Source organism: Cupriavidus basilensis OR16, assembly GCF_000243095.1.
Lineage (GTDB): Bacteria > Pseudomonadota > Gammaproteobacteria > Burkholderiales > Burkholderiaceae > Cupriavidus > Cupriavidus basilensis_D.
In genome coordinates this window covers 17,264-36,107 of record NZ_AHJE01000047.1, presented here as the reverse complement: position 1 = coordinate 36,107, position 18,844 = coordinate 17,264, and the positions used below count along the sequence as shown (strand labels likewise).

Here is an 18,844-nt window from a genome sequence, read left to right as displayed (position 1 = left end):
TGGCGGTACTTTGCGCGGCGACCAGGTGGACCAGGGGGCTGCAGCGTGTAACAGTATCGCGAGGGCAAGCGCTGGCGTATTGAAGGGCTGCCGAATAATGTCCGAATAGTTTCCAAGAATTTCCAAGAATTTCCAAGAATTCCCAAATTGTTGCAGCGCGGAGTCATATGCAAGGACAGCGTTTCACCTTCGGCCCGTTCTTACTCAATCTCGACAACGGGACGCTGCAGCGGAAGGGGGCGCGCGTGGCGCTTGGGCGCCGGGGCATCCTGCTTCTGGCCACGCTGCTCAGACGGCAGGGAGAGATCGTCACCAAAGCGGAGCTCATGGATGCGGCCTGGCCGGGGACCCCTGTCGAGGAAAGCAATCTTTCGGTCCAGATCGGGCTGCTGCGAAAGGCGGTGGGCCTCGCGCCCGATGGCGAGGCGTGGGTCACCACCATTCCACGCATTGGATACTGTTTTAAGGATTTCATTACTACCGCCGAAGACACTGTCGACCTGCCTTCGCCCAAGCCGTCACTGGCGATCCTCCCGTTCGCCAACCTCAGCAACGACAGCGATCAGGAATTCTTCGCCGACGGGCTGGCTGATGAGATCATCACGACGTTATCGAAGATCCCGGGCCTGACGGTGATCGCCCGCAGCTCCAGCTTTGCCTACAAGGGCGTGCCCACGGACGTGCGACGCATCGCAAGCGAGCTGGGCGCCCGCTACATCGTCGACGGCAGCATCCGGAAGAGCGGCGAGCGCATCCGCGTGGTCGCGCAATTGAGCGATGGGGTCAGCGGCTGCCATCTGTGGGCCGAACGATACGACGGGGAACTCCATGACATGTTCGCGGTGCAGGACGAGGTGGCCCGAAAGATCGTTGTCGAACTTAGCGCCGCGTTGAGCCCGCTCGAGGTCACTTTGTTTCCGGGCGTCGCATCCAGCGGAACAACCCAGATGGAAGCCTACCAGTGCTTCCTGCGAGGCCGGGCAATGCAGCGCGGCGCGACGCAGAACGTGGCTGTCTTCGAGCGAACGAGCGAACTGTTTCGGCAGGCGATCGCATTCGATCCGGGCTATCCAGCGCCCTATGCGGCGCTAGGCATGGCTCTCGCCCAAGCCTATTACAACCGCTGGACCGAAGACCCCGAACGCTCGCTCACCGAAGCCGAAGCGTTGGTCGACAAAGCGATCGAGCGCGATCCGGGCGAGCCGTTCGCGCACGGCGTGGCCGCCTTGGTTGCGATGTACCGGAAAGACTTCAGCCGCTGGGCTCGCGAAGTCGACGAAGCGCTCTCGCTCAACCCGAACTTTGCCCCAGCGCTGTCTCTGCGCGCAACGCTGAACATCTATTCGGGGCAACCCCGGGTGGCGATTCGCGATCTGGAGCGGGCCATGCGGCTCGATCCTTACTTCACCCAGGGCTATCTCCACCATCTCGGCGTGGCCCATATCGTTGCCGGCGACTATGAAACGGCCGTAGCGATCCTGCGGGAGCGTATCCTCCTTGTCCCCCAGACCGACATGAGCCGGGCTTATCTCGCTTCGGCGCTCGGCAACCTTGGCTATCTTGAAGAAGCGCGCAGCGTCTGGGGCGAGCTCATCGCCATCAACCCGTCCTACTCGTTCGCCGTCGGCATCGCGCGCATGCCATTCAGGAATCCGGGGGATCTGGCGCGCATCGCGAAGGGTCTCGACAGAGCTGGATTGCTTGCATGGTCCAAGACAGGTCCCTGAGCATGCGCGATGCCGTGATCGCGCCAGCCGAGAACGCCGCCCCTCGCCAAGCGCAAGGCAGTCGTCGGCAGGCCATCAAACTTGGGCGAGCCGAGCCAGAAATGCGTCGATCTGGTGTTCTGGTGTGGCCCAGGACGTCACCAGCCGAATCACGGAATGATCATCATCCGATTTTCTCCAAGTGTAGAAAGCGAAGTGTTGCTTCAAGGCGGACACGACGGCATCCGGCAAGATTGGAAATACCTGGTTGGTAGCCGTTTCTGCCTCAAAGGCATAGCCGCCAGACGCAATCCCAGATGCGAGCTTCGCCGCCATGGCATTGGCCTGCCTTGCATTCTCGAAGAAGAGGTTCCTGGCGCCAAAGAGCTCCTGAAACTGGATACCCAGCAACCGTCCCTTGGCCAACATGCCGCCGCGTTGCTTGATATGAAAGGCAAAATCCTCCGCCAACGCCGGATTGCAGACAACGATCGCCTCACCCAGTAACGCGCCTGCCTTGGTTCCGCCGATCCAGAAAATATCAACGAGCGAAGCAATATCGGCCATCGTCGCGTCGTTCTTGCTTGACGCCAGTGCCGCTCCCAACCGCGCACCATCGAGAAACAGGATCAGGCCCCGTTGCCTTGCGAGCGTCGATATCTCCTTCAGTTCCGTGAGTGAATAGACGGTGCCTGTTTCGGTAGCATTCGACAGATAGACCAGTCGCGGCTTTGCCATGTGCGGAAAATGCGCATTGCTGGCAAGCGCAGCCTCGATATTGGCGGGCGTCAGCTTCCCGTCGACAGGAGGGGCGACGATGATCTTGTGGCCAGTTGCCTCGATGGCACCGGCCTCCCTTACCACGATATGCCCCGATTCCACGGCGATGACGGCCTCATGCGGGCGCAGGCAGCTCGATATCGAAACGATGTTGGCCATGGTCCCGCTCGCGACGTAGTGGATCGCTCCGTCGAACGTGTCCCCCAGGCGGGCCTTGATTCGAGCCGTCGCCTCGGCAGAGTAGGAATCTTCCCCGTAGGGTGCCTGCTGGATGTAGTTGGATTCCGTCAGGGCGCGGAGGATGTCGGGATGGGCGCCTTCGCTGTAGTCGTCGAGAAAGCTGAAAGTAGTCATACGGTGCTCCCGCCTTGGATGGAGGCCGCCCGGAATGGGCACGAGGCCAGAACCCCAGGCTACCGATTTGTTACCAGCATAACGCACCTCCGGTTTGCCGCCGACGCCATGGAGACCAGCCTTGAGAGTCGCGCCACAATGGCGGGAAACGGCGTCTCGCAGGCGCCCCCTTTCTTTCCTAGTCTCGACGCTTCTGGGTGTCGCTCGGCCGTTCACTGAAGCGTGCCGCGTAGTAGGCTGCGAAGCGACCTAGATGCCCGAACCCATACGCCAGCGCGGTCTCGGTGATGCTGGCGCCGGGATCGAGTAGCAGGCGCGTGCGTACGGCGTCCAGGCGCGCGTTGCGCAACAGCTCCATCGGTGCGATGCCGGTGTGGCGATGGCATAGGGTATTCAACGTGCGGCAACTCACTCTGGCAATGCTGGCCAGATCCTCGAGCGAAACCGGCGCGCAGAGGTGGGACTCGATGTATGCGATGACAGCATCCATCTGGCGCGTACCCCGGCTCGCGTGGGCATCGACGGTCTCGCTTGGCAGCCTGGTGTGGTCACGAGTGGCCGTCAGAGGGGCAACTTCCGCAGGCTGGTGCAGTAGCAGGAACAACGCCAGGTGCCTCTCGAAGTGGTCTACCCACTTGGCATGCGCGGCTGCGTCGCCGGCGGGCGGGAGCAGGTTCAGCATCGAATGCGCGAGCAGTTCCCAGTGCGCTTCGAGCGCGCGCGGCAGCAGGAAGCCCGGCACCAGGTCAATGCGTTCGTCTTCTTCGCACGCCATGGCCTCGCGCAGCAGGCTGTGCGGAACCCGCACGATCATCTGCTGGTTGCCGGGGCTCCAGCGCAGGCGAATGCGTTCCTTCGGTGCGAGCACGGCAGTGCGTCCTTCCGCAACCCAGAGGCGATGCCCATCGCATTCGATCTCGGCGCCGCCGCGCAGGGAGGTATGGACCAGCGCAAAATTATCGAACGGGCGTGCCGAGACTTCGACCTCGGCGCCGTAGCGTAGCGCGTAGGCTCTCAAGCGGTTGAGTTCCCCCTTGAACATCGCGGCGTCCGGCGCGCCAGGTTTCCAGCGCAGGATATGGTCGGCGAGTTCGCGGGCGACCTGCTCGTGCGCCTCGACGTGCACATCCGAGCGGAAGAGCGGATTCCGGTACAAGGCCGACAGGGCGGGGGTCCGCGGCGAGAGTGGCATCTTTTGTCCCCATTCCAACTATATGGCAGCTTCCATGCGACGCTTAAGACGTCTAGCGCCGCTGCGCTGCCTTGTCGCATTCGCTGTAGCGCCAAGTAGCGTACGCGAGGACCGGAGCGCCTTTCATCCTGGAGCCGTTACATAAGACCCAGATTTTTTGACCAGGGCTCGGTCGTCCCTCTTATGCGCCTTATCTTGCCACAGCGCCCGCGGCAGAAGTAGTGCCCTTGCAAGGCTGCAACGCAGCCTTGCCGGAATCGGATAGACGCCGGCAGCATCGCTGCCGCTTTCGGATAGCCCTACCGCGAATCGCAAGAAGCGGACTTGCCCGCGCCACAAGTTAGCCATTTCCGGATAGTCCGCGGCACCGCGGATTTCTACACTGTCTCCATCCGATAACACACATAACTTCACGGAGACAGCGATGTCAGATTCTCCACAGATCGCCGAGAGCGCCGCCAGCCGGCAGGTGTTCTTCCCCCAGACGGACGGCTCTTGCGTCCCCTACAGGGTCTTCAGCTCGCAGGAGGTCTACGACCGAGAGCAGGAACGCATCTATCGCGGGCCGTACTGGAGCTTCGTTGCCCTGGCCTGCGAGATTCCCGCCCTCAATGACTTCAAGAGTACCTTTGTCGGCGATACACCGGTGGTGGTAACGCGCACCGCCAACGGGTTCGCTTGCTGGGTCAATCGCTGCGCGCATCGCGGCGCCATGGTCTGTCGCGAGAAATATGGGAATGCGGAATCGCATACCTGCGTTTATCACCAGTGGAACTACTCGTGCGAGGGCGACCTGCAAGGGGTGCCGTTCCGTCGCGGCCAGAAGCAAGGCGCGGTCACGCTCGTCGGCATGGCAAAGGCCTTCGACCCCAAGGCACACGGCCTGCAGAAGCTGCGCGTCGAAGAGTACAAGGGCCTGCTCTTCGCCACCTTCAGCGACGAGACGCCGCCGCTGCCCGAATACCTGGGCGCGGAGATGCGTCCCTGGGTGGATCGCGTCTTCCACAAGCCCATCGTGTACCTGGGTTGCACGCGCCAGTACTCGAAGTCGAACTGGAAGAGGACCCGTATCACGCGAGCTTGCTGCATCTCTTCCACACCACGTTCAACATTTTCCGTGTCGGCATGAGCGCGCGCTCGATTCCGGATGCGACGCACGGCCTGCACAGCCTGATCACGGTGACCAAGCCGAAGGTCGACACCAATACTGCGGCGGCGTACACCGACCAGAAGATCCGCTCCATGCAGGACGGCTTCGCGCTCGAGGATCCCTACGTGCTGGGGCAGATCTCCGAATTCGAAGAAGACTGTACCAACCATATCCAGCCGATCTTCCCGCAACTCGTCATCCAGCAGATCCACAACACGCTGGTTGCGCGCCAGTTGTTACCGAAGGGCCCGGGCAACTTCGAGCTGGTGTTTCACTTCTTCGGCTACGAGGACGACACCCCGGAGCTGCGCGAGCTGCGGCTACTGCAGGCCAACCTCGTCGGGCCGGCCGGCTTTATCTCGATGGAGGATACCGAAGCCACCGAACTGGTGCAGCGCGGCACCGTCCGGGATGGCGACAAGACTTCCTATATGGGCATGGGCCTGGATGCGCCCGAGCAGACCAACAGCAATATCACCGAAAACCTGATTCGCCGCTTGAGGCTTGGCCGGGCTTCTTCACGGAGGATGGCACGTACACGATCATCTCGCGCGAGAACGCCGACCGCGGCCTGCCGGCGCCGGTGATCCACTGCCGCAACCAGATGATGATGCGCGACCGCATCGTCGCGCTGCGCCACGCAAACATCTTCGAAGCGCATTCCTATCGCCACGCACTAGGCGGCCTGGTGATCGAGTCGATGAGCGACGAGGAAGTGCGCACGCTGTCGAGCTATATCGTCGTCAATACCGGCGCGGCGGGCGAGAGCGCCGTGTACCAGGCGGGCTGCTATCGCGACACCGTCGTCAAGCAGGACGGCGAGTGGCGCTACAAGGAAAAACGGGTCATCTATGACACCTCGCGTGTTCAGACCCTTCTCGCTACGCCAATCTAGGAGCGGTTCCCATGAGTACATGGCATGACGTCGGCGCGGCCGACGAATTCATCGAGGACGAGCCGCGCGCGGTCGAGGCCGCTGGCTTGCCGGTTGCGGTGTTCCGAGTGGGCGAGGCGCTCTTCGCACTGCACGACCTGTGCACGCACGAGCGCGTGCCATTGTCGGAAGGCTTTGTCGAAGACGGCTGCGTCGAGTGCCCGCTTCATCAGGGCTTGTTCGACCTCCGTACCGGCGAAGCGCGCAAGGCGCCGTGCGTGAAGCCGGTCCAGACCTATCCCCTGCGTGTGGCGGACGGCCGGGTGCAGATCCAGGTCCTGCCGCAAGTCGTAGCGACCACCTGAGCGCCTGGAGTGCCATGAATACGAACCTCACCACAATCGTCGTCATTGGTGCCGGCCAGGCCGGAAGCTGGGCGGCGCGCACGCTGCGCGACGAAGGCTTCATGGGCCGGATCGTGCTGATCGGTGACGAGGCGCATCCTCCCTATGAGCGCCCGCCGCTGTCCAAGGCGGTACTTTCGGGCGAGGCAACGCCGGATAGCGTGCACCTGCTGGGCGCCGAGATGATGGCTACGCTATCGATCGAGTGGCTGGGCAGCACACGCGTCGTCCGGCTGGACCGTGCGGCAAAGCAGGTTGTGCTCACTGACGGGCAGACCATTGGCTACAGCAGACTTGTGCTATGTACAGGCGGCCGTGCCCGCGCACTTGACGTTCCCGGCGCGAGCCTGCCGGGCGTGCATGTGTTGCGCACGATTGACGACGCCCTGCGCCTGGCACCCGCGCTGCGCCCCGGTACCCGCGTTGCCGTCGTTGGCGGTGGCTGGATCGGGCTGGAGGTGGCTGCTACCGCGCGTCAGCGCGGCGCGCAAGCGACCGTGATCGAGGCGATGCGCCGGCTATGCGAGCGTAGCGTACCGGCTGCGCTGTCGGAGCGGCTGCTTGACCTGCACACGGCACATGGCACCCAGGTGCTGCTGGAGGCCAATGTCGCCAGCTTCGCAGGCATGGCGGACGGCGCGCTCTTGGTCAAGTTGACCGATGGCCGCGAGATCGTCTGCGACGTCGCTGTGGTGGGCATCGGCCTGGTTCCCAACGACGAACTGGCCCGCGCGGCTGGACTGCAATGCGACGGCGGCGTGCTGGTCGACGCACAGTGCCGGACCAGCGATCCCGATGTGTTCGCCGCCGGAGACCTCGCGGTCGCGCGCAACGGCTGGGCCGGGCGCAACATGCGGCTCGAGTCGTGGCAGAACGCGCAGGAGCAGGGGATCGCGGCGGCAAAGTCGGTGCTCGGCGTTGCCGTGCACTACGACCCCTTGCCGTGGTTCTGGTCTGACCAATACGGCGTGAACCTGCAGATCTACGGCGTGCCGTCGGCATCCCATCAACTGGTCATACGCAGCCTGCCAGCGGCGGGTAGTTTCATCTTCTTCTACCTGGAAGACGAACGGGTGGTGGCCGCGCTGGGCGGCAATGCCGCCCGCGACCTGCGTTTTGCGCGCCGCCTGATCGAGAGACGCACTCTTGTCAGTCCGAAAAGCCTGGCTGATGAAAGCGTGCCGCTGGCCAAGCTTTGACGGCCATAGAAAGACAGAAAGACAGAAAGACAGACAGATAAACAGATAAACAGATAAACAGATAAACAGATAAACAGATAAACAGATAAACAGAGAGGAGACTATGCGGCAAATCGATATGCAAAAACTGGCGAATGACGCCAGACTTAATACCTTCCATTACAGCGTGCTGATCTGGTGCGCATTGATCATCGTTTTCGACGGCTATGATCTGGCCGTGGTCGGCATCGCTTTGCCGTCGATCATGAAGCAGATGGCGATCGATCCCACGCAGGCCGGCCTGCTGGTCAGCTCGGCGCTATTCGGCATGATGTTCGGCAACATCTTCCTCGGCACCATCGCCGACAAGATCGGCAGACGTTGGGCGATCACGATCTGCATCGCGCTGTTCAGCGTCTTCACCGCGGTCGCGGGGCTATGTACAGACCCGCTCTCGTTCGGCGCGGCGCGCTTCCTGGCCGGTCTCGGCATCGGCGGCGTGATGCCAAACGTGATCGCGCAGATGACTGAGTATGCGCCGCAGCGCGTGCGCAGCACGATGGTGACGTTGATGTTCAGCGGCTACTCGATCGGGGGCATGCTTGCGGCCCTGCTAGGCAAGGGGCTGATCGAGACCTACGGATGGCAATCCGTGTTCATCGCCGCGGGACTCCCCGTGCTGCTGATCCCGCTGATCCTCAAGTCGATGCCGGAATCGGTGGCGTTCCAGATCCGGCGCGGCCGCAGTGACGAGTTGAAGCGGCTGGCCGAAAGGATCGACCCTGGCTACGCCCCGCGCACCGACGACCGCTTCGTGATTACCGGCACGGACGTAGCCGCAGGCACGCCCATCCGCCAGCTCTTCAGGGAGGGACGCGCCTTGAGCACGCTGATGTTCTGGCTGTCGTGCTTCATGTGCCTGTTCATGGTCTACGCGCTCAGTTCGTGGCTGGCCAAGCTGATGGCGAGCGCGGGCTACAGCCTTGGTTCCGCCTTGACGTTCGTGCTGGTGCTCAACCTCGGCGGCATGATCGGTGCGATTGGCGGCGGATGGCTGGCCGACAGGTTCCACATCAAGTACGTCCTGATAGGCATGTACCTGTCGGCCGCCGTATCGATCACCATGCTGGGCCACCAGGTACCACTTGGCTTGCTGTACGTACTCGTCGGACTTGCAGGCGCGTCGACCATTGGTACGCAGATCGTCGGCTGCGCCTATGCGGGGCAGTTCTACCCGATTGCCATCCGTGCCACCGGAATCGGCTGGACCCTGGGCGTCGGCCGTGGCGGCGCCATCCTGGCACCGATCGTGATTGGCATGCTGGTCGGCTTCGGGCTGCCGCTGGAGCAGAATTTCATGTCCATCGCAGTGCCCGGCGTCGTCGCGGCGGCTGCCGTGCTGATCATCAATCACGCACGCTCGGCGTCGGCGGCCACGGAGCAAGGCAACGCGGCCGGCACTGACGCGATTCTCAATATTTCCACTCCCCCCAGCAAACTCTAAGATCTAAGGAGACCATCCATCATGGCCGAGTACACCACTTCCCAACTTCTGGCGCTGGTCAATGGCAGCCAGGTCAGCGCTGGCGACGAGCGCGTCCGCACTGTTACTGCGCGTATCGTCACCGACCTGTTCCATACCATTGAGGAATTCAAGGTCACGCCCAACGAATTCTGGTCGGCCATGAAATGGCTGAACCGCCTGGGCGAAGCCAATATGGTCGGGCTGATCACCGCGGGCCTGGGTTTCGACCGGCTGCTGGATATCCTGGCAGAAGAAGCAGACCAGGCCGAAGCGCCTGAGAAGGGCACGCCGCGCGCCATCGAAGGGCCGTTGTACGTGGCCGGCGCGCCGCTGGCCATGCGCGAAGTCCGCCTGGATGAAGGCAACGAAGGAAAAGGCGAAGTGCTGGTGATGGAAGGCCGCGTGCTGGGCCTCGACGGCAAGCCGGTGCCGCACGCGAGTGTCGACGTGTGGCACTGCAACGAACTCGGACGCTACTCGCATTTCGATCCAGACCAGCCAGGCTACAATCTGCGCCGCCGGATCGAGACCGACGCCGAGGGCAATTATCGCTTCCGCAGCTTCCTGCCCCCAGGCTACGCGATTCCGCCGGGCAGCCCGGTTTCCGAGTTGTTCGACCTGCTTGGACGGCACGGCAACCGGCCGGCCCACATTCACTTCCTGGTCTCGGGTGGCGGCAAGCGCGCGCTGACCACGCAGGTCAACATCCCGGGAGACACCTTCCTGGATGACGACTTCGCCTTCGCCACCCGCGACGGCCTGGTGGTGGCGCTCACGAAGGTGGAAAGCTCGACGGAGTTTGCGTCGCTTGGCGTCACAGGCCCGTTCACGCACGTCCGTTTCGACTTCGTGCTCCAGGACGCGCTGCGCGAAGACGAAATGATTGCGGCGAGCCGCTACGATACGGCAGCGCTCTGATCGCGCGGATCGCCGAGGTAGGGCGGGGTCATCACGATGCCGTGGGCGCAGCCCATCGGCTCGCCCCGCTTCGGCATTCAGCCCGTCCCCGGACGGAGGCTACGCCGCCAGGGACCGCAGGCGAGCGCATCGGGCTGACGGCGCAACAGGCGCTCAACGCGCCACCGCACGATCATGCGGGCCGCGCGAAAAATCACACACGAGCTTGCTGACCTCGGCAATGACATCCAGCGCCGCGCTGTAGGCATCGTCACGGTACACGGCCGAATAAACCAGCGGCGGTGGCATGGGGTCGCTCTTCACCACGCGCAAAAGCCCTTGCTCGATATCCGCGGCGAAGTAATCCAGCGCAAGCTGGCTGATGCCGAGTCCTTCGATTGTCAGCGCCCTCAATACGGTCAGGCTGTTGGTCGCAAATACCTTCTTGAACTTGAATCCGTGCTCCCGGCGCCAGGCGCCGTAGAAGGTGTTCTTCGCGGATCCGACGGATTGCTCCAGCACCGGATACTGGGCGAACTCTTCAGGCCGCAAGGCCCGGTCGGGCAGGGCAAGCGCGGGGCTTGCCATCCACAGGTCTTCCACACGGCCCACCTCCACTGTCTTGTAGGCGTCGCCCCAGAACGTGCCTGGCAGTATCGCCAGGTCGATCTTGTTGGCCTCCAGGCCTTCGAAGAGGTTCATGCCCGCATCGACCACGGGCTCCAGTTGAAGCTCTGGGTGCCGGCTCTTTAGTTCCTTGAGCAGCTTGGTCAGCCACGTCAAGGCGATGAGTTCGGTGACACCGATCCGGTAGGTCCCGGTGAGCTTGTCGGCCTGTCCAACCTCCGCGCCGATCCGCTCGCGCAGCCGCATGGCCTGTTCGGCGAGGACCAGGAGCCGGCTTCCGGCATGCGTGGGCACGAGGCCCTTTGGCGTTCTGTGGACAAGTTGCACGCCCAGGACCGCTTCCAGCTCGCCGACACGCTTGGACATGGCCGATTGCGTGGCATGGAGCTTGGTGGCTGCCGAGCTGAAGGACGCATGCGTCACACAGAAGTAGAAAGCCTCGAGTTGCTTGAACGTGACAGACATTTGACTTCCGATGATTCTGTGCAGCGACATATTCTCGCATCAATGAGCGCCTCTCCACGAAAAAATGGAATACCTGTGTAATCCGATTTCTCGTTTTGCCGGGGCGGCGCGGTGGCGGATACTTTTCTCCCAAGATCCTTTCCATGGCGACGCTTCATGCTGCAGCTCACCGACAGACTCAACAGAATCAAGCCCTCTCCCAGTTCCATGGCCGGGCAACGCGTGCGGGAGCTCCGCGCCGCGGGGCGCGATGTAATCGGCCTCACCGCCGGGGAGCCGGACTTCGAGACACCGGTCCACATCCGGGAAGCCGCCTGGGCCGCGATGCATGCCGGCAAGACGCGCTACACCGATGTGGGCGGCGCCGCCGAGCTGCGCCACGCGGTCGCGCAAAAATTCAAGCGGGAGAACGGGCTCGATTATTCGGCTGGCGAGATCATCGTCAGCACCGGCGCCAAGCAGGTTATCTTCAATGCGCTCATGTGCACGGTGCAACAGGGCGACGAGGTCATCGTGCCCGCGCCATACTGGGTCTCGTACCCCGATATCACGTTGTTCGCGGGTGGCGTGCCCGTATTCGTGGCGTGCCAGGCGGAGCACGGGTTCAAGCTCACGCCGGAGGACCTCGAGCGGGCCATTTCCGCGCGAACCCGCTGGCTGATCCTCAACTCGCCGAACAACCCAAGCGGTGCCACCTATACCCGCGCGGAGCTGGTTGCCCTGGCCGAGGTCCTGGAGCGTCATCCGCACGTCTGGGTGATGACCGACGACATCTACGAGCACCTCACCTACGATAACGCCGCCTTTGTCACGCTGGCGCAAGCGGCGCCGTCATTGAAGGCGCGCACGCTGACGATCAACGGCGTCTCGAAGGCCTATGCGATGACGGGCTGGCGCATCGGCTACGCCGGCGCGCCGGCGGCGCTGATCAAGGCGATGGTGAAACTGCAATCGCAAAGCACCTCCGGGGCTAATTCGGTCGCGCAAGCCGCAGCGATCGTGGCGCTGGATGGCCCGCAGGATTTCATCGCGGCCAACAAGGCGGTTTTCCAGGCGCGCCGGGACAGGGTTGTTGCCGCGCTCGGGAAGATCGACGGCATTCGGTGCCAGGCGCCAGCGGGCGCATTCTATGTCTTTGCGTCGTGCGAAGCGCTGATCGGCGCGCGCGCGCCGGACGGCCGGGTTATCCGGTCCAGCGACGACTGGGTCAATTGGTTGCTGGACTCGCAGGACCTCGCGGTACTGCAGGGTTCCGCCTATGGCGTCGATTCTCACTTCCGGCTTTCGTTTGCCGCTAGCATGGCGCAACTGGACGAGGGCTGCCGCCGGATCGAAGCCGCAGCCGCGGCATTGATGCGCTAGGCATCGCACGGCATTCCTTCAATCCATCCACCAGGGCGCACCATGAATTTTCTGCTGAAGTGTCTTCGCCTGATCGCGGCGGGCTTGCCGCTCTTTGCCACGGCCGCGCATGGCGAGCCCACTTATCCTTCGAGGCCGATCCGCATCCTTGTGGGCTTTTCCCCTGGTGGCTCGAACGATATCGTCGCGCGTCTGTTGGCGCCCAAGCTGTCAGAGGCCCTGGGCCAGCAGGTGCTCATCGACAACCGCCCCGGCGCTGGCGGCAACATCGCTGCCGACACCATGCTGAAAGCGCCTGCCGATGGCCACACCCTGATGATCTGCACCACGGGGATGCTGTCCATCCAGCCGTCCTTGCAGAAGGTCAGCTACGACCCGCAGACCGACATCATTCCGGTGTCCCTGATCGCCAACACGCCGTACATTGCGCTGGTCAACGCGGCGCTGCCCATCCACAACGTCAAGGAGCTGATTGCCTACGCCAAGGCCAATCCGGGCAAGCTGAATTTTGCTTCGTCCGGCAATGGCACGGCGGGTCACCTGGCGGGCGAAATGCTCAAGCTGCGCGCCGGCATCAATATCGTCCATGTGCCTTACAAGGGCACGGGCCAGGCCATGACGGACCTGCTCGGCGGCCAGGTCTCCTTGATCTTCGACCAGCCTATCAGCTCCCTGCCTTACGCGAAATCGGGAAAACTGCGCGTGCTGGGCGTGGCGTCGCTGCAGCGCCTCCAGTCGCTGCCCGACGTGCCGACATTCGCGGAGTCGGGCGTGCCCGGGTTCGACCCCGTGGCGTGGACCGGGCTTTGCGCGGCCAGGGGTACCCCCGCCAGCGTGGTCGCGCGCCTGCAGCACGACGTGGCGCAGGTACTGCGCCAGCCGGAGATCGCGCAGCGCCTGAGCCAGGACGGCATGGAAGTGGTTGGCAGCACGTCGGACAAATTCCGCGAGTTCCTGGTCTCGGACAAGCGTAAATGGCTCAGCGTGATCAAAGAAGCCAACGTCACGCTGAATTAAGGGAAACAGGATATGGACAACGAGAGCAACCCGCCGGATATGGTGCGGGACTTCGAACGCGTTCGCCCGGACCTGGTCGAGCAAGCGTCCCGGTTCGCTGCCTCGATCTTCGCGGATGTGGCGGGACGCCGGGGCGGCATGCACGGGCGCATCGCACCGCTCGATCGCGCTAGCCGCTTCTGCGGGCCCGCGCTCACGGTCGAAGTCCGGCCGGGCGACAACCTCATGATTCACGCCGCCATGGCGCTCGCAAAGCCTGGCGACGTGATCGTGGTGGACGGGAAGGGCGACCAGTCGTGCGCGTTGATGGGCAGCATCATGACGAACCAGTGCAAGGCACTTGGCGTGGCAGCGGTGGTGCTGGACGCGGCATCGCGCGACGCCGACGAGATTCGCGAGCTGGGTTTTCCCATGTATTGCGTTGGGACGAATCCGAACGGTCCCACCAAGCTGGTGCCCGGCCGCGTGAATCATCCTATCCAATGCGGCGGCGTCACCGTCAGGCCTGGTGATCTCGTCATCGGCGACGCCGACGGCGTGGTGGTGGTCGAGCGCGAAAACGTGGCTCGGCTGATCGGGCAGGCGGCCGAGAAGGTGGCGGCGGAGCGAAAGCGGATCGACGGCATCCGGTCCGGCGAGGCGTTGCGCCCTGCCTGGCTCGACGCGTCCTTGCAGGCGGCGGGCGTGCTCAAGGCGGGCGAGGCGCTCTGAGCGCAGATGCCGTCAGGGCCGCCCCGCGGCCCTGACCCTTCCGATATAAACAGAATTAACAAGAATTGTTATCAATATCTTTCTTGTCCAATTTGCCTACCCCACGTTGTCCCTACGCCATCAGCGATCTTCCTAGTGGACGAATCTACTTCCCTGCGTCATATTTCCCCTTAATACTTCCTTAAGTATTCACGCTATACCGTACGGCTTTAGTCCACACCCAAAACGAGGGCTGGCATAAATGACGTTGGGTGCACTTGCTGGTCCGGCAGTGGCATGGCTCTCGGCAGGATATGCCGTGGCGGCGGCATGGATGAGCCGACGGGCCTCGCCCGGACCGGAACCCGCCTGCGTGGTCCCGCATGACGAGAGCGTTCACCCGGTGAGCGTGCTCAAGCCGCTCTGCGGCGCCGAGCCTCGTCTCTACGAGAATCTCGCCACTCTGTGCCGGCAGCAGCACCCCGCCTATCAGGTCGTGTTTGGTGTCCGTGCTGCAGACGATCCCGCCATCGGCGTCGTGGAGCGCTTGCGCGCCGATTTCCCCGCCTGCCGGATTGACCTGGTCATCGATTCCCGGGTGCATGGCAGCAATCTCAAGGCCAGCAACCTGATCAATCTCTGCGCCAGCGCGCGCCACGCGTGGCTGGTGGTCGCCGATAGCGACATCGCCGTGGCGCCGGACTATCTCGCCCGCGTTACCGCCCCGCTGGCCAATGCCCAGGTCGGTGTGGTGACTTGCCTGTATCGCGGCCATGCGGTCGGCGGCTTCTGGTCGCGCCTGGGGGTGGGATTCATTGACCACTGGTTTGCGCCTTCGGTGCGGATCGCCCACGCGGGCGGCTCCCGCAGCTTCTCCTTCGGCGCCACCATCGCCGTGCGGCGTGACGCGCTGGCCGCAATCGGCGGGTTCGAGGCGCTCTCGAACCGGCTGGCCGATGATTTCTGGCTGGGCGAGCTGGTTCGGCGCGAGGGGCTGGAGACGGTGCTGTCGGACGAGATGGTCAGTACCGATGTGACGGAATCCAATCTTGCCGATCTATGGACGCATGAATTGCGGTGGATGCGCACGATCCGCTCGCTGAATCCGGTGGGCTTCGCCTTCACCTTCATCACGTTCACCTGGCCAATGCTGGCGCTGGCGGCCTGGCTATCACCGCATCCGCTTGTGCTGGCCGCAGTGGTGGTGGGCGGGCTGGCGCGCAGTGTCCTGGCTGGCGGCCTCGGCGCCGCGCTGACAGCGCCGCTGCGCGATACGCTGCTGCTTGTCGAGTGGGCCGTTGCCTTGGCCGGCTCGCGGGTGCGCTGGCGCGACCGGATGTTGCCGGTGCGCGATCCTCCCGCATCCGAGGCGCCGCCGCAGCCGCGCTCGCCGGCGATGCGGGCGGGCATGGAATCTTACCAGGGCGCTGGCGCCACGCTTCGCCCTCTTCCCTTGATGACGGACGCGGCGGACAATGGCGTGCCAGAACGCCAGTCGTCCCGGTCGACAAATGGCTTGAATCCCCCGAGGCTGCTATGAAAACCTTGTTCCTCCAGGTGCCTTCCTTCGATGGCTTTGATGGCGGCGCCGGCTCGCGCTACCAGGCCAAGCGCGAGATCAAATCGTTCTGGTACCCGACGTGGCTGGCGCAGCCCGCCGCCCTGGTGCCGGGCAGCCGCGTGCTCGACGCGCCCGCGGACGGTCTGGGCGTGCAGGAAACGCTGGATATTGCCGCTGCCTACGAGCTGGTCATCATCCACACCAGCACGCCGTCCTTTCCCACCGACGCCAAGTTCGCGGAGGAACTGAAGGCTCGCAACCCCGGCGTGATGATCGGCATGGTAGGCGCCAAGCCCGCGGTCGATCCCGGCGGCACGCTCGGCGCCAGCCCGGCCATCGATTTCGTGTGCCGCGAGGAGTTCGACTACACCTGCCAGGAGGTGGCCGCTGGCAAGCCCCTCAAGGATGTGCTCGGCCTGAGCTACAAGCTGCCGGACGGCTCCCAGGAGCACAATGGCCCGCGCCCCATGATCGAGAACATGGATGAGCTGCCCTTCGTGGCACCCGTCTACCAGCGCGACCTGAAGATCGACAACTACTTCATCGGCTACCTGAAGCACCCCTACGTCTCGATCTATACCGGGCGCGGCTGCCGCTCCAAATGCACCTTCTGCCTATGGCCGCAGACCGTGGGCGGGCACCGCTATCGCACAAGGTCACCGGCAAACGTGGTCGCCGAGGTCAAATGGATCAAGGAGAACATGCCCGAGGTCAAGGAGATCATGTTCGACGACGACACCTTCACGGATTTCAAGCCGCGCGTGGAGGAGATCGCGCGCGAGCTGGGCAAGCTGGGCGTGACGTGGTCCTGCAATGCCAAGGCCAACGTGCCTTACAGCACGCTCAAGATCATGAAGGAAAACGGCCTGCGGCTGCTGCTGGTGGGCTACGAATCCGGCGACGACCAGATCCTGCTCAATATCAAGAAGGGCTTGCGCACGGATATCGCGCGCCGCTTCACCGAGGACTGCCGCAAGCTTGGCATCATGATCCACGGCACCTTCATCCTCGGGCTGCCGGGCGAGACGCGCGAGACCATCGAGAAGACCATCGCCTACGCCAAGGACATCAATCCGCACACGATCCAGGTCTCGCTGGCAGCGCCCTATCCGGGCACCACGCTATACCGGCAAGCGGTGGAAAAAGACAACAAGGTAATCAACCTGGTCAACGACAAGGGCGTGCAGCTGGCGGCGATCAGCTATCCGCACCTGAGCAAGGAAGCAGGCGCGAGATGCTGGGCAGCTGGGACATGATGAAGCGCCGCCTGCGCGAGGGTGTGGGATCATCACCGCCGACGATTTCGGTCTGCACGGCGGTGTCAATGAGGCGGTGGAACTGGCGCACCGGCATGGCGTGCTGAACGCCGCCAGCCTGATGGTGGGCGCGAGCGCGGCCGCGGACGCGGTGGCGCGTGCCAGGCGCCTGCCTCGCTTGCGGGTGGGTTTGCATGTGGTGCTGGCCGATGGGCCGGCCATGCTCGCCGCGGCAGCCATCCCGGCGCTGGTGGACGCGCACGGGCGCTTCGGCTCGGCCATGGCGCGCGACGGCTTCCGCTTTTTCTTCCTGCCGCATGTGCGGCGCCAGCTGGCTGCGGAAATCCGTGCCCAGTTCGAGGCGTTCGCCGCTACCGGGCTGACACTGGATCACGTGAACACGCACAAGCATTTCCACCTGCATCCCACCGTGCTGTCCCTGATCCTGGAGATCGGGCGGGAGTTCGGCATGCAGGCCATGCGCCTGCCCAGCGAGCCCGCGGCGCCGGTGCTGCTGAGGCCCTGGCTCGCTTTGCTGCGCAGGCGGCTGGACCTGGCTGGCATCGCCCACAACGACTACGTGCTAGGCATCGCCAATAGCGGCGGCATGGACGAGGCCGCCTTGCTGGCCGCGCTGGCGACGCTGCCAGCGGGCGTGGGCGAAATCTATCTGCATCCCGGCGTGGTCTCCGGTGCCGAGGTGGCGCCCAGCATGCGTGGCTATCGCCATGCCGACGAACTGGCCGCGTTGCTGTCGCCGCGCGTGCGCGAGGCGCTCGAGCGCGCCGGCTTGCGTCGCGGCGGCTTCACGGACATTTTTGGCGGGCCCGGTGCCCTGGCCTCCGCATGAAGCGCCTGATCTACCTGGCCGGCCTGCTCGGCATGCTGGCCCTGACCGCGCTGGTGCTGCACGAGGGCGCGGCCGACATTGGCCGCATCGTCGGGCAGGCTGGCTGGCCGCTGCTGCTGCTGGTGCCCTTTCACGCCCTGCCGCTGCTGCTGGACGCGCAAGGCTGGCGGGTGCTGCTGACGTCTGCCGATCCCGACGAGTTCGCCAGTCTCGCCTTCCTATGGTGGGTTGCCACCGTGCGCGAGGCACCGCTTGCGCATCGCGGATACCACCGCAGTGACCGCCAGCATCGTGGTGGAGGTCATGGTGACGCTGTTCGCGCAGTATCTGTTCTCCGCGCTCGGCGTGGTGCTGTTGCTGCTGGCACTCGGCAGTGGCGGCGGCCAAGCGTGGGCGGTGCTGGCCGGCTTGCTGCTGTCCTTGCCGGTGCCCGTGCTGTTTGCGCTCTCGCTGCGGCACAGCGCATTGTTCGAGCGGCTCGAGGGCGCCGCGCGGCGCTTGTTCGGCACCGACCACCGCCTGGTCGCGATGATCGACGGCGCGCGCCTGGACGCGCAGATCCGGGCCCTGAATGCGCGCCATCGCGAATTGCTCGCCGCACTGTGCTGGCAGTTTGCCGGCATGGCGGTGGGCGCGGCGGAGGTCTGGTTCGCGCTATGGCTGCTGGGCCATCCCGTTCCCTTCTGGCAGGCGCTGGCGATCGAGTCGCTGACCCAGGCCGTGCGCCACGTGGCCTTCTTCGTGCCGGCGGGCCTGGGCGTGCAAGAGGCCGTGGTGATGCTGCTGGGCCACCTGCTTGGCGTCGACCCGCAGGTGGCGTTGTCGCTGGCGCTGGTCAAGCGCGCGCGCGAGGTGCTGTTCGGCATCCCGGCGCTGTTGTCGTGGCAGTGGGTGGAGGTGCGGCGCTGGCGGCGCGCAGCCGCATAGCGCCGTGCAGCGTCCACGCCCACGGCGAC

Annotated in this window: 13 protein-coding genes and 4 pseudogenes; 14 read left to right on the top strand and 3 right to left on the bottom strand. The window is 64.1% G+C overall.

Annotated features, from left to right (window positions below):
• Positions 1–167 precede the first annotated feature (167 nt).
• Positions 168–1,727: a winged helix-turn-helix domain-containing tetratricopeptide repeat protein gene (locus OR16_RS17905; RefSeq protein ID WP_006159355.1), complete on the top strand. Its 1,560-nt coding sequence runs from the start codon at positions 168–170 to the stop codon at positions 1,725–1,727.
• Positions 1,728–1,802: 75 nt separating this feature from the next.
• Here OR16_RS17905 and OR16_RS17900 read toward each other — a convergent pair whose 3' ends face one another.
• Together OR16_RS17900 and OR16_RS17895 are read right to left on the bottom strand one after the other, a co-directional pair.
• Positions 1,803–2,840 (bottom strand): threonine aldolase family protein, encoded by a 1,038-nt coding sequence (locus OR16_RS17900; RefSeq protein ID WP_006159354.1) that lies wholly within the window; start codon positions 2,838–2,840, stop codon positions 1,803–1,805.
• Positions 2,841–3,018: 178 nt separating this feature from the next.
• Positions 3,019–4,032, bottom strand: coding sequence for an AraC family transcriptional regulator (locus OR16_RS17895; protein ID WP_006159353.1), 1,014 nt, complete (start codon positions 4,030–4,032; stop codon positions 3,019–3,021).
• Positions 4,033–4,456: 424 nt separating this feature from the next.
• Here OR16_RS17895 and OR16_RS45975 point away from each other — a divergent pair.
• From OR16_RS45975 to OR16_RS17865, 6 genes and pseudogenes are all read left to right on the top strand, one after another.
• Positions 4,457–5,769, top strand: a pseudogene (locus tag OR16_RS45975) (Rieske 2Fe-2S domain-containing protein).
• Positions 5,679–6,077: pseudogene (locus OR16_RS45970) on the top strand (aromatic-ring-hydroxylating dioxygenase subunit beta); the annotation flags it as partial. The pseudogenes OR16_RS45975 and OR16_RS45970, both read left to right, overlap by 91 nt.
• 11 nt (positions 6,078–6,088) lie before the next feature.
• Positions 6,089–6,421, top strand: coding sequence for an anthranilate 1,2-dioxygenase ferredoxin subunit AndAb (andAb, locus tag OR16_RS17880; RefSeq protein WP_006159351.1), 333 nt, complete (start codon positions 6,089–6,091; stop codon positions 6,419–6,421).
• 14 nt (positions 6,422–6,435) lie between these two features.
• On the top strand, positions 6,436–7,659 hold the full coding sequence (locus OR16_RS17875; protein ID WP_006159350.1) for an NAD(P)/FAD-dependent oxidoreductase: 1,224 nt from the start codon (positions 6,436–6,438) through the stop codon (positions 7,657–7,659).
• Positions 7,660–7,762: 103 nt separating this feature from the next.
• Positions 7,763–9,142: an MFS transporter gene (locus OR16_RS17870; RefSeq protein ID WP_006159349.1), complete on the top strand. Its 1,380-nt coding sequence runs from the start codon at positions 7,763–7,765 to the stop codon at positions 9,140–9,142.
• Positions 9,143–9,163: 21 nt separating this feature from the next.
• Complete coding sequence (locus tag OR16_RS17865; RefSeq protein ID WP_006159348.1) at positions 9,164–10,081, top strand: dioxygenase; 918 nt, start codon at positions 9,164–9,166, stop codon at positions 10,079–10,081.
• A 153-nt stretch (positions 10,082–10,234) separates the two neighbouring features.
• On the opposite strand, the gene OR16_RS17860 is transcribed toward OR16_RS17865, so the two are convergent.
• A complete protein-coding gene (locus tag OR16_RS17860) occupies positions 10,235–11,152 on the bottom strand; it encodes a LysR family transcriptional regulator (protein WP_006159347.1) in 918 nt (305 codons plus the stop codon).
• Positions 11,153–11,308: 156 nt separating this feature from the next.
• On the opposite strand from OR16_RS17860, the gene OR16_RS17855 reads away from it, so the two are divergent.
• The 7 genes and pseudogenes from OR16_RS17855 to OR16_RS17825 all read left to right on the top strand — a co-directional run bounded on the left by OR16_RS17855 (position 11,309) and on the right by OR16_RS17825 (position 18,815).
• Positions 11,309–12,514 carry a pyridoxal phosphate-dependent aminotransferase gene (locus OR16_RS17855; RefSeq protein ID WP_006159346.1) on the top strand — a complete coding sequence of 402 codons (1,206 nt, stop codon included), beginning with the start codon at positions 11,309–11,311 and terminating at the stop codon, positions 12,512–12,514.
• Between the two features lie 42 nt (positions 12,515–12,556).
• A complete protein-coding gene (locus tag OR16_RS17850) occupies positions 12,557–13,531 on the top strand; it encodes a Bug family tripartite tricarboxylate transporter substrate binding protein (RefSeq protein ID WP_006159345.1) in 975 nt (324 codons plus the stop codon).
• Between the two features lie 12 nt (positions 13,532–13,543).
• Positions 13,544–14,242 (top strand): RraA family protein, encoded by a 699-nt coding sequence (locus OR16_RS17845; protein ID WP_006159344.1) that lies wholly within the window; start codon positions 13,544–13,546, stop codon positions 14,240–14,242.
• Between the two features lie 241 nt (positions 14,243–14,483).
• Positions 14,484–15,761: a bacteriohopanetetrol glucosamine biosynthesis glycosyltransferase HpnI gene (gene hpnI / locus OR16_RS17840; protein WP_081488810.1), complete on the top strand. Its 1,278-nt coding sequence runs from the start codon at positions 14,484–14,486 to the stop codon at positions 15,759–15,761.
• Positions 15,758–17,145 (top strand): annotated as a pseudogene (gene hpnJ, locus OR16_RS17835) (hopanoid biosynthesis associated radical SAM protein HpnJ). Before hpnI ends, hpnJ begins: the two are co-directional and overlap by 4 nt.
• Positions 17,067–17,888 carry a hopanoid biosynthesis-associated protein HpnK gene (gene hpnK, locus OR16_RS17830; protein WP_043420217.1) on the top strand — a complete coding sequence of 274 codons (822 nt, stop codon included), beginning with the start codon at positions 17,067–17,069 and terminating at the stop codon, positions 17,886–17,888. Before hpnJ ends, hpnK begins: the two are co-directional and overlap by 79 nt.
• Positions 17,885–18,815, top strand: a pseudogene (locus OR16_RS17825) (lysylphosphatidylglycerol synthase domain-containing protein). Before hpnK ends, OR16_RS17825 begins: the two are co-directional and overlap by 4 nt.
• Positions 18,816–18,844 lie beyond the last annotated feature (29 nt).